This is a genomic window from Desulfosporosinus sp. Tol-M2 (assembly GCF_059735615.1).
Map to the genome: position 1 here is coordinate 1 of NZ_JCAIJG010000154.1, position 13,963 is coordinate 13,963.

The 13,963-nt window shown below is 45.5% G+C and carries 13 protein-coding genes, 1 pseudogene and 1 riboswitch; of the genes and pseudogenes, 13 read left to right on the forward strand and 1 reads right to left on the reverse strand.

What is annotated here, in order from left to right; genetic code table 11:
• The first annotated feature begins 3 nt into the window (after positions 1 to 3).
• The 12 genes and pseudogenes from AC6I5A_RS11780 to AC6I5A_RS11835 all read left to right on the forward strand — a co-directional run bounded on the left by AC6I5A_RS11780 (position 4) and on the right by AC6I5A_RS11835 (position 12,884).
• Positions 4 to 138 (forward strand): Hsp20 family protein, encoded by a 135-nt coding sequence (locus AC6I5A_RS11780; protein WP_497900713.1) that lies wholly within the window; start codon positions 4 to 6, stop codon positions 136 to 138.
• A gap of 162 nt (positions 139 to 300) precedes the next feature.
• Positions 301 to 642 (forward strand): Spo0E family sporulation regulatory protein-aspartic acid phosphatase, encoded by a 342-nt coding sequence (locus AC6I5A_RS11785; RefSeq protein WP_497900708.1) that lies wholly within the window; start codon positions 301 to 303, stop codon positions 640 to 642.
• Positions 643 to 857: 215 nt separating this feature from the next.
• Positions 858 to 959: riboswitch (purine riboswitch) on the forward strand.
• A gap of 327 nt (positions 960 to 1,286) precedes the next feature.
• Positions 1,287 to 1,787, forward strand: a complete 501-nt coding sequence (purE, locus tag AC6I5A_RS11790) for a 5-(carboxyamino)imidazole ribonucleotide mutase (protein ID WP_034616127.1) — start codon at positions 1,287 to 1,289, stop codon at positions 1,785 to 1,787.
• A gap of 118 nt (positions 1,788 to 1,905) precedes the next feature.
• A complete protein-coding gene (gene purB / locus AC6I5A_RS11795) occupies positions 1,906 to 3,204 on the forward strand; it encodes an adenylosuccinate lyase (RefSeq protein ID WP_034616130.1) in 1,299 nt (432 codons plus the stop codon).
• A gap of 533 nt (positions 3,205 to 3,737) precedes the next feature.
• Positions 3,738 to 4,457 (forward strand): phosphoribosylaminoimidazolesuccinocarboxamide synthase, encoded by a 720-nt coding sequence (gene purC / locus AC6I5A_RS11800; protein ID WP_034616132.1) that lies wholly within the window; start codon positions 3,738 to 3,740, stop codon positions 4,455 to 4,457.
• A 120-nt stretch (positions 4,458 to 4,577) separates the two neighbouring features.
• Complete coding sequence (gene purF, locus AC6I5A_RS11805) at positions 4,578 to 5,990, forward strand: amidophosphoribosyltransferase (RefSeq protein WP_034616134.1); 1,413 nt, start codon at positions 4,578 to 4,580, stop codon at positions 5,988 to 5,990.
• Between the two features lie 12 nt (positions 5,991 to 6,002).
• Positions 6,003 to 7,016, forward strand: coding sequence for a phosphoribosylformylglycinamidine cyclo-ligase (gene purM / locus AC6I5A_RS11810; protein WP_034616229.1), 1,014 nt, complete (start codon positions 6,003 to 6,005; stop codon positions 7,014 to 7,016).
• On the forward strand, positions 7,013 to 7,615 hold the full coding sequence (gene purN / locus AC6I5A_RS11815; RefSeq protein WP_034616137.1) for a phosphoribosylglycinamide formyltransferase: 603 nt from the start codon (positions 7,013 to 7,015) through the stop codon (positions 7,613 to 7,615). Before purM ends, purN begins: the two co-directional genes overlap by 4 nt.
• Before the next feature lie 14 nt (positions 7,616 to 7,629).
• A pseudogene (gene purH, locus AC6I5A_RS11820) lies at positions 7,630 to 8,208 on the forward strand (bifunctional phosphoribosylaminoimidazolecarboxamide formyltransferase/IMP cyclohydrolase); the annotation flags it as partial.
• A gap of 84 nt (positions 8,209 to 8,292) precedes the next feature.
• Positions 8,293 to 9,558, forward strand: a complete 1,266-nt coding sequence (gene purD, locus AC6I5A_RS11825) for a phosphoribosylamine--glycine ligase (RefSeq protein WP_034616140.1) — start codon at positions 8,293 to 8,295, stop codon at positions 9,556 to 9,558.
• Between the two features lie 298 nt (positions 9,559 to 9,856).
• Entirely contained in the window at positions 9,857 to 11,296 is a 1,440-nt protein-coding gene (gene trkA / locus AC6I5A_RS11830) for a Trk system potassium transporter TrkA (RefSeq protein WP_497900709.1), read from the forward strand.
• A gap of 136 nt (positions 11,297 to 11,432) precedes the next feature.
• Positions 11,433 to 12,884, forward strand: coding sequence for a TrkH family potassium uptake protein (locus tag AC6I5A_RS11835; protein WP_052168065.1), 1,452 nt, complete (start codon positions 11,433 to 11,435; stop codon positions 12,882 to 12,884).
• A gap of 214 nt (positions 12,885 to 13,098) precedes the next feature.
• Here the strand turns inward: AC6I5A_RS11835 and AC6I5A_RS11840 are convergent, their stop codons facing one another.
• The gene (locus AC6I5A_RS11840) at positions 13,099 to 13,227 is read right to left on the reverse strand and encodes a hypothetical protein (protein ID WP_497900710.1); all 129 of its coding nucleotides are present in this window, start codon (positions 13,225 to 13,227) and stop codon (positions 13,099 to 13,101) included.
• Between the two features lie 170 nt (positions 13,228 to 13,397).
• Here AC6I5A_RS11840 and AC6I5A_RS11845 point away from each other — a divergent pair, with 170 nt between their 5' ends.
• Positions 13,398 to 13,952, forward strand: a complete 555-nt coding sequence (locus AC6I5A_RS11845; RefSeq protein ID WP_034616142.1) for a manganese catalase family protein — start codon at positions 13,398 to 13,400, stop codon at positions 13,950 to 13,952.
• Positions 13,953 to 13,963 lie beyond the last annotated feature (11 nt).

A 13,963-nucleotide genomic window follows, 5' to 3' on the forward strand; every position in this document is an offset into this window, starting at 1 on the left:
ACCATGACCAGATCGTTTGCTATTTCTAATGTAGAAACTGATAATGTGAATGCTAAATTTGAAAATGGAATCCTTTTGATAACACTACCCAAGAAACAGCAAGAAACAATTAAAGGTAAACAAGTCGAAATTAGTTAGCTCAATTTTTTTCTGTAAGGAGCATCGAAAATGAGAAGCCACTGAAAGAGTAAGTTAAAATAGATCAATATATGAAGAACTGGAATTACGAAGATATGAGCTTTCCAGTTCTTTTTTGATATATATTAAAGCAATAACATATCCGGGTGATCAGAAGACCAAATGAACGGGTTACATCCTGAGAAAAACACGATGAATGCAACTTCAAGAGTAAGTTGCAAAAAGTTAATAGATATCTCGACAAATAATTACACATTTAGAGATGATATATTCTTGCAATTTTACCCAAAAGGCAATAAAATCTTTAGGGATGAAATTTCAGGAGGAATCTATGTGGAAGAGAAACTATTAAAAAGAATAGAGGGTCTACGTAAGAAACTCAATAAATTTGGTAATACGCGTAATCTTAATGCTAGCGAAGTAGTAGAGTTGAGTCGGCAGTTGGATTGCTTGCTTAACCAATACTACAGGATTAAGGCTAATCAACAGCTAAGTATTTGGTGATCTCACTGAGAATTGCCTTTTTGTTATCCCCCTGAAACTACAAAGTGGTTATGATTTTGGGTATTGTTTACGAAATCATAACCACTTTTTTTGGGACCAATCGTTTTGTAAATAATCCGAAGGACCAGGCTGAAAAGGCAGTTCTCGATGGATTGTGAAGCCCCCACTTCACTTTATATCTTGACCTTCATACAGCCTTCTTGTAAAATAAACTTAATATTAATTCATAGGGAGTTCATATAACTGCGGAGATATGGTCCGCAAGTTTCAACCAGACTACCGTAAATGGTCTGACTATGAGCGAAAGTGTACCTAGGGCAAACGACTTGTACTAGTCAGAAAGTATAACTGACAGTTGTTTACTTTCCGGAAGTATTAGTGAGGCGATCGTCGTCGTCTGAAGGCTGACAGAATGAATAATTCGTGCGAAGACAGTGTCTGCAAGAAGGGTTAATCGTGCGAAGACAGTGTCTTCGCGTGGGCGCTAGCCAAGTTTTCTTGTCCGAGTGGTACAGGTTTGATTGAGAAATCAGATTACACCGAAGGGATAAAAGCCCAGGCGGGTAGGTTTCACTCTTGTAAAAGGGGGGAATCTGCCTTCCTGGGTTTTATTACCAGGGAAAGGGAGAAAGGGCGAAGATTAGATGAGCCAGATTGGGGTTATTATGGGAAGTGATTCGGATTACAAAATCATGGAGGACGCCATGTCAGTTCTTCGTCAATTCGAACTTGATTTTGAAGTTAAAATTTCTTCAGCCCATAGGACATTGGAAAGAACCGTAGACTGGGTGAAAGCTTTTGAAGCCCAGGGAGGAAAACTTATCATCGCTGCAGCAGGGTTAGCAGCCCACTTACCGGGGGTTATAGCTGGGACAACGATTTTGCCTGTGATTGGTGTACCACTGAGTGGTGGCCCCTTGGCAGGAAAAGACGCCCTTTATTCAATAGTCCAAATGCCCCCGGGAATTCCGGTCGCGACAGTTGGTATTGGTGCGGCACGCAATGCGGCGTTGCTTGCGATACAGATCTTGGCTATTCAGGATGAATCCTTGGGCATGAAGGTCAAGAGCCATAGGGCTCAGATGCGGAAAGATATCGAGGCGAAGGATGAAGCGTTGCAAAAGCGCTTAAGTCAAGGAATTTGAGAAATCGATACAGAAAACTATTTCAAATGGAGTTATAACCTTCCAACTGAAGCGTATCTGAAATTATTCAGGGGATTAGGTAATATTCGAACTACGAACCACGAAAGGGGACTAAGGTATGATTGAACGGTATACGCTTCCTGAGATGGGAGGAATTTGGACGGACGAACATCGCCTCACACTATGGCTAAAAATTGAAATTGCTGCTTGCGAGGGATGGGCTAATCTTGGCATGATCCCGAAGGAGGCGGTTGAGGTTATTCGAGAGAAGGCTTCTTTCTCCTGGGAAAGGGTACAAGCCCTGGAAGAAGTGACCCAGCATGATGTGCTGGCTTTCTTGACCAATGTTGCCGAGAATGTGGGAGACGAAGCCAGATACATTCATCTGGGCCTTACCTCCTCAGATATCCTGGATACGGCTTTGTCCTTGCAATTAGTTGAAGCGTCCGATATATTGCTGACTAAAATGGAGGGGTTGGTAACCGTTCTGCGCCGCAGAGCGTTAGAACACCGGGACACACTAATGATGGGGCGAACGCATGGAATTCACGCTGAACCGATTACCTTAGGGTTAAAGTTTGCTCTGTGGTATGATGAAATAAGACGGCAAAAAAGGCGCTTAGCTTTTGCCCGTGAGGAGATACGGGTTGGGAAAATTTCCGGCGTAGTCGGGACCTTTGCCAACGTAGATCCTCAAGTTGAAGCGCATGTTTGCCAAGTACTTCACTTAGAGCCGGCTCTGATCTCGACTCAAATACTGCAGCGCGACCGGCATGCCTGTTATGTGACGACACTCGGGGGAATTGCCAGTTCTCTGGATAAAATGGCGACCGAGATTCGTAATCTACAGCGAACCGATGTCCATGAGGTGGAAGAAGCTTTTAGAAAAGGTCAGAAAGGCTCCTCGGCGATGCCCCACAAGAAAAACCCGATTACACCGGAACGTATATGCGGCATGGCCCGGGTTGTGCGGGCGAATGCCCAGGTTGCCTTAGAAAACGTAGCCTTATGGCATGAGCGTGATATCTCCCATTCATCCGCAGAGCGAATGATCTTGCCGGATAGCACTATCGCCTTAGACTATATGCTCCATAAGATGATCCAGCTCATAGATCGGCTGGAGGTTTTTCCGGAGCAAATGAAAGTGAACATAGATAAGGGCTGCGGTTTAATTTTTTCCCAACAAGTGATGCTTGCATTAGTGGATAAAGGCGTCAGCAGGGAAACAGCATATGCTCAGGTTCAACGAAATGCAATGGAAGCCTGGAATACGAAAGAACAATTTCAAAGCTTGCTCAACAGGGACCCGAGCATCCGGGAATACTTAAATGAGCAAGAAATTGCCGCCTTGTTTGATTATGCATACCATACTAAGCATGTAGCGGACATTTTTCAGCGGTTAGACCTTGAGGAATAAAATCAAATTGCACGTTCACCAAAGCTCCGGAGCGGCTCGTTTGTTGGCGAAGCTAACGCACATAACCCTTGGGATTACCTGAATGTGCGACCAATGTGCGTCTCAACGCTTTGCCAACTGCTCTCGACACGCTCCTCCCGCTTGATGGTTCTCTTTGCAATTTAATTTCATTCCAGCTTGGTTACGACGAGGAAGGAACGGAAGAAACGACAGAGGCAATTACGAAAACAAATCATCCCCAAACTTGCAAGCGAAGCGCACTTGTGTCAAAGAAGTAAACAGCGCCCCGGATACGCAGGGTCGTTCCAATCCCCCGTGGGACCCAAGCGAGAGGAAGTTTCTTAGCTTAGAGAGCACGGAGAGAGGAATTGCGCCAATGAGCGCAGAGAATATGGCGTTAAGAAACACAATAGTTTACATGCAGAAAGCCCGGAAGTTTTGTGTTTAGCCATATTCTCAAGGGAATAGCAATGGAACGTGGGCGAACGTGCTAATAAACTGACGAGAAACTGACGATTGAAAGGGGTAAGATTATGGAAAAGCTAGCATTACGGTACGAGGGAAAGGCAAAGGAAGTTTATGAGACAGATCAAAGCGGGTATTTTTGGATAGCCTACAAAGATGATGCGACGGCCATGAACGGACTGAAAAAAGGACAAATAGTAGATAAAGGAGAGGTTAATAATCAGTTATCGGCACTCTTCTTTGAAGAAATAGAAAAAGCGGGTATCCTCACCCATTTTGTGAAGCTTTTAGGCGAGCGGGATATGCTCGTGCGCTGCTTAGACATGATCCCCCTCGAGGTCGTTGTGCGCAATATTGCAGCCGGGAGCTTAGCGAAGCGTCTTGGAGTGGAGGAGGGCTATGTTCTCTCTCAACCGGTTGTGGAATTGTATTATAAAGATGATGCACTGGGAGATCCGATGGTAAATGAATCCCATGCTGTCGCGATGGGATGGGCAAGTGCTGCAAATATTAAAGAAATTCAAGTCTCGGGCTTAAAAATAAACGATATATTGCGGGCCATTTTAGTCAAAGCGGGAATCGATCTGATTGATTTTAAACTGGAGTTTGGGGTTGCGGATGGAAAAGTCTATCTGGGCGATGAAATCTCTCCGGATACCTGCCGTTATTGGGATATGGAAACGCGGGAAAAGCTGGACAAGGATCGCTTCCGGCGGGATCTTGGAGGGGTTGAAGAAGCGTATCAAGAAGTCTTTCGTCGGGTAAAAGAGGTCCTCGCACCTGCTTAAAGTGAAAGTGGGACCAATTAAGGGGATCGCTGCAGTTTGAAATTGTGAGAAAAATTGTCGTGATGTGCGAAAATGAAGTTGGCATAAGCAATACACTTTTGGAAGAGACGGGGATCAGAAATGTTCGAATTTGGAGAGGACAAGCCGAAAGAGGAATGTGGAGTTTTTGGGATTTATGCTCCTGATCGGGAGGTGGCCCGTTTAACTTACTATGGGCTTTATGCCCTACAGCATCGTGGGCAGGAAAGTGCCGGCATCGCGGTTTCGGATGGACGAAACATTACTGTGCATAAAGGAATGGGTTTGGTGTCTGAAGTGTTTTCGGACAGTGTGCTGGATGGCTTAAAGGGAAAAATGGCGATCGGGCATGTTCGTTATTCTACTACGGGTTCAAGTCTTCTTTCTAATGCTCAGCCTTTGGCGGTACACTACCAAAAAGGGATGATGGGCTTAGCCCATAATGGTAATTTAACAAATGCTTTGGAACTTCGAGAAGAGCTGGGCAAAAACGGGGCGGTTTTCCAAACGACCGTTGATAGCGAAGTAATTATTAACATCATTACTCGTTATCGCAGGGACTCTTTGGAAGACGCCTTGGTCAAGACCATGATGGATCTGCGGGGGGCATATGCTTTGGTAATCTTGGCGGAGGATAAGCTTTTTGGACTCAGAGATCATTATGGTATTCGTCCCTTATGTATTGGTCAGATGGATGGCAAATACTGCCTAGCTTCAGAGAGTTGCGCACTCGATACCATTGGCGCAGAGTTTATTAGGGATGTGGAACCCGGTGAGATTGTGGTGATTGATGAAGAGGGGTTACATTCGCGACAGGGACTCACTAAGACCGAGCGTTCGTATTGTGCCTTTGAATATATTTATTTTGCGCGACCGGATAGCACCCTTGATCAGTTGAACGTTTCGGAGAGCCGACGTCAGATGGGAATAGAACTTGCCCGTGAATGCCCGATTGAGGCGGACCTTGTGATTGCAGTCCCAGACTCCGGGACCGCGTCCGCCCTGGGGTATGCCACGGCGCTGGGGATTCCCTTTGGAGAAGGTCTGATTAAAAACCGTTATGTCGGTCGTACCTTTATTCAACCGACTCAGGCAATGAGAGAAGTGGGTGTTCGTCTCAAACTCAATGCTAACGCGAGCGTTCTGAAAGATAAACGGGTCGTGATGATTGATGATTCGATTGTCCGCGGAACGACTAGTTGCAAGCTGGTGAATTTGGTCAAGAAAGCAGGGGCCAAAGAAGTACATTTCATAATCAGTTCTCCTCCGGTAGCCTATCCGTGCTACTATGGGATTGACACGGCGGAACGGGAGAAACTGATTGCCAATCAGTTGGATATCGAAGGGATTCGGAAGTATATAGGGGCAGATTCGCTCCACTATATCTCTCAGGAAGCCTTGCTGCGAGCACTTGGCACGGATACCGTTTGTTTGGCTTGTTTTAACGGAACGTATCCTGTCCCAGTTGCGAACTTAAATCGGAGTAAAAACGATTTTGAAACAAAGAAATACTAGGAGGAATAAATGTTGGGATACTCTTACCGAGACGCGGGCGTCGACATTCAAGCTGGTATTGAAGTTGTGGAGCGTATCAAACCAGCGGTCGCGAGGACACTTCGTCCGGAAGTCCTCAGCGGACTTGGCGGGTTTGGCGGACTTTTCAAACTGGATCTGGGGAAATATCCGGACCCAGTTCTTGTATCCGGAACGGATGGCGTGGGAACTAAGCTACGCCTCGCTTTCCAAATGAACAAGCATGATAGCATCGGACAAGATGCAGTGGCTATGTGTGTCAATGATATCTTGGTTCAGGGTGCAGAACCTTTGTTTTTTCTGGATTATCTGGCCGTTGGTAAAGTAGAGCCGACCCGTGTTGCTGAAGTGGTAGGCGGCGTTGCCAAAGGGTGCGAAATGGCAGGTTGCGCGCTGATCGGGGGGGAAACGGCGGAAATGCCTGGCTTCTATGCCGAGGATGAATATGATATTGCCGGTTTCTCAGTGGGTGTTGTGAATCGTAATCAGTTGATTGACGGATCGAAAATCCAGGTTGGGGATGTGCTTATTGGCTTAGCATCCACAGGACTCCATAGTAACGGATATTCTTTAGCACGTAAGATTTTTGCACCGTATCCTTTAGATAAGGTGTTTTCGGAGTTAGGGGAAGCACTTGGGGAGGCCTTGCTTCGTCCGACTCGGATTTATGTTAAATCGATCTTACCGCTGCTTCCAGGGGGAGAAATCCTGGGCATGGCCCATATTACCGGAGGAGGATTAACGGACAACATTCCCCGTGTCTTACCCTCAGGTCTGGGCGTTCGGATTGATACTTCGACGTGGGAACATCCCCCCATTTTCGCCTTAATGCAACGTCTGGGAGATGTGGCTTGGTCAGAAATGTATCGGACCTTTAACATGGGCGTAGGTTTTGTCATTATTGTTCACCCGGAAGATGAAGGTAAAGTAAGGCAAAAGCTTGTTGAGTTGGGAGAAAAATGCTTTGTTATGGGCAGTGTTGTACCCGGAGAAGGGGTGGGATATTGAGGACCGCAGTACTGGCTTCGGGCCGGGGGAGTAACTTGCAAGCCTTGATAGACGCATGTGGTAATGGCAGCCTCCCGATAAAGATTGTGTGTGTTGGCTCAGACCAACCTGAGACGGTAGCCCTTAAACGTGCTGACACGGCAGGAATTCCAACACGTGTTTTCCACATGAGTGATTATCCCGATCGTCAGGCTCAAGAGGAGGATATCCTGAGCTGGGTGCGTGAAAATCGGGTGGAACTTTTGCTTTTGGCAGGATATCTCAAGGTATTAAGTCCTCAGTTCATTCGACAGGTCGCTTTTCCGATCTTGAATATTCATCCCTCCTTACTGCCGGCTTTTCCCGGGCTTCATGCTCAGCGTCAGGCTGTAGAGTACGGGGTTAAGGTAAGCGGATGTACGGTACATTTTGTGGATGAGGGTTTGGACAGTGGGCCGATCATTTTGCAGCAAGCGGTACCGGTGTTGGCAGGGGATACGGAAGATACATTAGCGGAAAGAATTTTAGAGATGGAACATCGTCTATATCCGGAGGCAGTCCGACTGGTAGCCCTGGGAAAAGTTGAACGGATAGGGCGACAGGTACGAATTTTGCAGTAAGGGGTTGTTGAAGAATGAAGAAAAGAGCATTAATCAGTGTTTCCAACAAGACAGGAGTTGTGGATTTTGCACGGGGGATTGCGGAGTCAGGTTTTGAATTGATTTCCACCGGCGGGACGTATAAAGCACTGGCTGAAGCCAATATTCCGGTTAAATATGTCAGTGAGATCACTGGATTTCCGGAAATTTTAGATGGCCGTGTGAAAACACTCCATCCATTAATTCATGGTGGTATTTTAGCGATGGACAGTCCGGAACACAGGAAACAAATGGAGGAAAACGGGATTAGTTTTATTGATTTAGTGATAGTTAATCTTTATCCGTTTCGGGAGACCATTGCCAAGCCGGGCGTGACTTTCGAAGAGGCGATTGAAAATATTGATATTGGCGGACCGACAATGGTGCGTGCCGCCGCCAAAAATCATGGACGTGTCGCTATTGTGGTCAATCCGGAATCCTATGAAGAAGTTTTAAGTGTGCTGCGCAAAGAGGGTGCTGTATCCGCGGATATGCGCCGCCGCCTGGCTGCCGAAGCTTTTGCCCATACGGCAGAATATGACCGACTAATTACAGAATACTTAAAAAGTCAGCTCTAACCGCTGAGACATAATGAAAGACTTTTATCCTTTTTACACTCTTGTTACATAACTTAATATTTGAGGAGACGAGGTGAGACAGTGGGTAACCTTCGAGTATTAGTAGTAGGCAGCGGAGGGCGTGAACATGCTCTGGCCTGGAAGTTGGCGCAAAGTCCGGAACTCCAGCGTCTCTATGTTGCGCCGGGGAATGCCGGGACTGTGTTGTGGAATGTAGACATTCCGGTACGGGATATTTCTGCGTTAGTAGGGTTTGCGCTCAAGGAGAAGATAGATTTAACAATCGTGGGACCGGAAGACCCGTTAAGTATGGGAATTGTGGATGCCTTTCAGGAGGTCGGCCTGCGGATTTTCGGACCGACTCAGGCTGCAGCCCGGCTGGAGGGGAGCAAATCCTTTGCCAAAACCATTATGGATAGTGCAGGTATCCCGACGGCGGCGTGGAAGATGTTTGAAGAGCCTGAGCAAGCGAAGGCATATGTCAGAGCTATTGGAGCTCCCTGTGTTTTAAAAGCGGATGGCTTAGCCGCGGGTAAGGGTGTCATTGTCGCCATGGATTTGGAAACCGCTCTTCAGGCTGTTGATGAAATTATGGAGGGTAGTTTTGGAACAGCGGGTAAGAAGCTGGTTATTGAAGAATACCTTGAAGGGCAGGAGGTAAGTTTGCTGTGCTTCTGTGACGGAGTAACAGCTTATCCAATGGTTCCGGTTCAGGATCATAAGCCGGCCCTGGATGGTGACCGTGGACTGAACACCGGCGGAATGGGAACTTATAGTCCTCCTCCGATCTGGACAGCTGAGCTTGAAGCTAAGGTCATGCGTGACATTGTTTCCCCGACTTTACAGGTGATGCGCGAACGGGGAACTCCATTTCAAGGAGTGCTCTTCTTTGGGTTGATTCTCACCGGGAAGGGTCCGAAAATTCTGGAATATAATGTTCGGTTTGGCGACCCGGAGACGCAAGTGGTGATGAAACTACTTAAATCAGATCTTTTGCCTATCCTTTGGGCGTGTACGGAGGGCCGTTTGGCGGAAGCCCGGCTGGAGTGGAAAGAGGGGGTCGCAGTTTGTGTGGTGATGGCGGCACCCGGTTATCCCTTAGCTTACACCAAGGGGATTCCGATTCACTTGCCGGAAAATTATCAGGACTCGGTTATTTTCCATGCCGGCACCGGTATCAGCGAGGGTCAACTTATCAGTAGCGGCGGCCGGGTGTTGGGGGTTACAGCCGAAGGTAAAACCCTTCAGCAAGCCAGGGAAAAAGCGTATGCTCTCGTGGAGCAAATCGATTTTCCGAGGGCCCATTTCCGACGGGATATTGGGGCAAAAGGGCTTGAGCCTTCCTGAGCCTTAAAGGATAATTTTTATGAACTTTGAAATTCTATTTATGAGATTCATTCACTTATTTATAATTTCATGTAGTCGTTACCTCGGCCACTGTTTTTGTTCAGCCCATTATGTTATCGGATATTTTGGGATTAGTGATTATGTTAGTGATTTAGTCACTGATTTGTTGAGGGAACGGCTATTTAATTTTTATCCGCTAGCTAACAGTTCTTATCTCCTTCTTCTTTAAGAGGGAGATAAGAACTGTACAACTCCCGGATAACGATTTCTAACCGTCAGGTGGAGTAAAAACTCCATCATGACGCTAAGAACTCTGTTTATAGCCCGCGGCTTCGCTGCCGGAAGAAATCACAATATTTTTGTGCCTCAGAAAGGGATGGAGCGTTTTATGAAGGTCATTATAATCGGGGCAGGTAAAGTGGGCTTTAATATGGCCCAATTGTTATCGACTGAAGGTCACGATGTAACAGTAATTGAACAATCCCCTGAGCGGCAGCAAATATTGGAAAATGCACTTGATATTCAAGTGATTTCCGGCAGCGGGTCCTCTACGTCGGTATTATTATCATCCGGTGTTAAAAAAGCAGATATGCTGATTGCAGTTACCGAGTATGATGAACTTAATATGGTAGCGTGTCTGCTTGCCAAAAAATATGGGGCAAAAACAACTGTGGCAAGGGTTCGCAACCCTGAGTATCTTGAAGTTAAAGAATTCTCCCTTAAACAATTAATGGGCATTGATCTTATAATTAATCCTGACCGGGTCACAGCGTGGGAAATTGCTGAAATTGCGAAGAATCCTGAAGCGCTTGGGGTTGATTATTATGCTGATGGGAAAGTTCAGCTTTTAGAGTTGGAATTGAAGGCGGACTCTCCATTATTGGGCAAGAAAATCAAGCAATTGGATATGTCTATTCCTTATAATATTGTATCCATTTTGCGTAAGCATGTCATATTAGTACCGAATGGCGATGACATCCTGAAGCTCGGAGATCATATTCATCTCATGGCCCGGACCAGCGATATGAAAGCCGTGGAGGTACTCCTGGGATTTGATGCCCGCAAGGTGGAGCAGGTGACGATTCTGGGAGGAGGGCGGACAGGCTTCTATTTGGCTCAGATTCTGGAAACTAGTCAGCCTTTAATGAATATCAAAATCATTGAAAAGGACTTTGCCCGGGCCCAGAAAATCTCCCAAAAGCTGAAGCGTACTTTGGTTATTCATGGGGAGGGCAGTGATTATCAATTGTTGGAGGAAGAAAACATCAAAGCCTCCGATCTTTTTGTCGCCTTAAGTGATGATGATAAAATAAACTTGCTATCTGCACTCATTGCCAGTAATTTAGGCGTCAAGAAGACTGTTTGTCAGCTTAAGCGGACTGATATATTACCGTTAGCTGAACAAGTTGGTATTGATACCATAATCAGTCCCCGGTTACTTACGGCCGGCGCCATTCTTAAATACATGCGGGTGGGTGATATCATTTCCGTAACTATATTTGGAGAAGATCGGGCCGAAATGTTGGAGCTAATAGCCCAACCCGGAGCAAACGTATTGAATAAACAACTGAAAGATATTAAATTACCGACCGGTTCAATGATTGGGGCAGCGCTGCGCGATGATAAAATTATTATTCCTGATGGTACTTTTAAAATTGTTCCCTTTGATCGACTGATTGTATTTTCTTTACTCAAAAGTATCCACAAGATAGAGCACTTCTTTAAGAAGGGAAGTTAGAGATTTATTAAGTCCGTAAGCGGTAGTCTCACTGCCACACCCGATCTTTTTTAAGAAGGTCAGAGATTGACCAGGTCGGCGACGAGTTGCACAACTCCTATTATTGGGAACTTCTTAAAGAAGGGAAGTAAGGGAATTGATCAGGTCAGCAGTTATTCTGGGGAATCTGGGCCGCATTATTCTCATAATTGGCATTGCTATGCTAAGTTGTTTGGGCTGGTCCATTGCTTATTATGAAGATGTAACAATACCCATTTTGCAAGCGGCTATTCTAACGATAATATGCGGGTTGCTTTTAAGTCGTGCTTTTTACAAACCGGGTAAAATTAACCTTAGAGAAGGCTTTGCTTTAGTAAGTCTGGGGTGGGCAATTGTCTCGATCTTTGGTACCCTGCCTTATCTATTCTCCGGCTATCTCCCTTCATTTGCAGATGCCTTGTTTGAATCCGTTTCCGGCTTCACTACCACCGGTGCCAGTGTAGTCAGCGACGTCGAAGCATGGCCCCGGGGTTTATTGTTCTGGCGCAGCCTTACTCATTGGCTTGGCGGTATGGGGATTATCGTTCTTCTCGTTGCCGTCATGGCTAACCTGGGTTCACAGGCCAAGCAATTATTTAAAGCTGAAGGGCCCGGTCCCATTACTGAAAATATCAGTCCCCGCATTCGCGAAACTGCCAGAAGGCTGTGGATTATATATCTTCTCCTCAGTATTGCTTGTACCCTATTACTTTATTTTTTCGGGATGGATTTTTTTGATGCACTTTGCCATTCGTTTGCAACCATGGCAACCGGCGGCTTCTCCACGAAGAATTCCAGCATGGCGTTCTATCCCAGCCCTTTTATCCAATGGACGCTAATTCTATTTATGTTCATCGCCGGAGCCAACTTTGCACTCCACTACTTTGCTTTCAAGAAACGAAGCCTATTGACATACCTAAGAAACTCCGAATTCAGACTCTATACAATCATTATCGTTGCGGCGAGTCTATTGGTTTTCTTAAGGATCCTATTTTTAAATTCGGGTACGGGTTGGGAGGCTGGTCTTAGGATAGCTTTTTTTCAAATAGTCTCCATCGTTACTACCACCGGTTATGTCTCTGTCGATTATAATCAATGGTCGGCATTTGGCTTAGCAATTATACTTCTAATGATGTTTGTAGGCGGATGTTCCGGATCGACCGGAGGAGGCATTAAGCCGGGAAGGTATCTTATAATTTTACTGCGCATCAAAATAGAATTAAAAAAGATGGTTCATCCCAAAGCTATTTTACCGCTAAGATTTGGCGAACACCTTATCAAAGATGACTTGCTCATCAACGTTTTACAGTTTTTCTTTCTTTATATTCTGATTATGGCTTTGGGTATGCTATCGCTCACAGCAATGGGCATTGATGTCTTGAGCAGCTTGTCGGCCTCCGCAACTTGTCTGGGAAATATCGGACCGGGAGTTAATCTGGTGGGTCCGACCCAAAACTTTGGCTTTATGCCGGATAGTGGGAAATACGTCTTAAGTATCTTGATGCTGATTGGAAGGTTGGAAATATACCCTATATTGGTACTATTCCTGCCGGCATTTTGGAAGGATTAGTAACATATAATAATGTCTCATACAAGGATCATTAATAATTTTCACATATGGCCATTGCTACTTATTCACACCCTTTGAGAAATAAAAGCAAGCGGCTAATATTCTTGGCCGCTTGCTAACGAGAAAAACAGTCTTTATTTTGAATATCACGCTCCGCTAAAGTCAGACAAGGTTATCCGTAATATAGTCAAGCATCTTTCGAAAATTCTTCTTCTTACCAGCGGCTTCTTTTTTCCCAAGCCTTACCCAACAGTGTTACCCCGGTTATAATGGCGGCATGGAATGCAATCCACCCGGGTTGAAGGAAACTTAAGGGTCCTGGATCGATCTTTTTAAATCTCATAGTAAAATCTCCTTTGTGAACTATATTTTTGGCTCATAATTAGTTTTTGTAGTAAATCCTTAGAAATACCTGTAAAATGTTGTCTATGAAAAAAATTATTTACTTTGTACCCGTTGCGATTCTTCCCCATATGATATAGGTAGGGTGCTCTATCATAAGGGGGGATAAAAGTGTTTAATTTTCGCAAGCAAATTTTCTATCCGATCCATGTTGAACGCCAAGACCTAACGTTCGCAAAAGTGTTACTCGAACATTATGCCGGAAGAAACAGCGAATTATCATCGTCCATACAGTACATAAATCATCGTTCCAATATCTCAAACCGTTATACTCGAGAACTACTAGGGTTATTTGCCGCAGAAGAATTGGGGCATATGGAAATAATTGCAGCAGCAATCAAAAAATTAGGAGGCCCCTCGCTGACATGCGTTAATTCTCAGGGCGCTCCATGGGTGATTAACTATATTGATCAAAGCGTTAACTGCAGCACCGTTCTGCAGGCGGATGTGCAGGCAGAAACTCGGGCAAGCCGTCTGTATCAGCAGCATTTGGGGCTGACAAGTGACCCAAACATGAAGCGGATGATCAATTTTCTTATCGGTAGGGAGGAGGTACATAAACGATTGCTGCAAAAAGCCCAAATACTAATCCGCGATACCGGCTCGACAGAGGATTTCAACGAGTTGATCTACGATTATAAAATGAGTTTGCAGGTCTTGGAATAAGGCGTTCAATG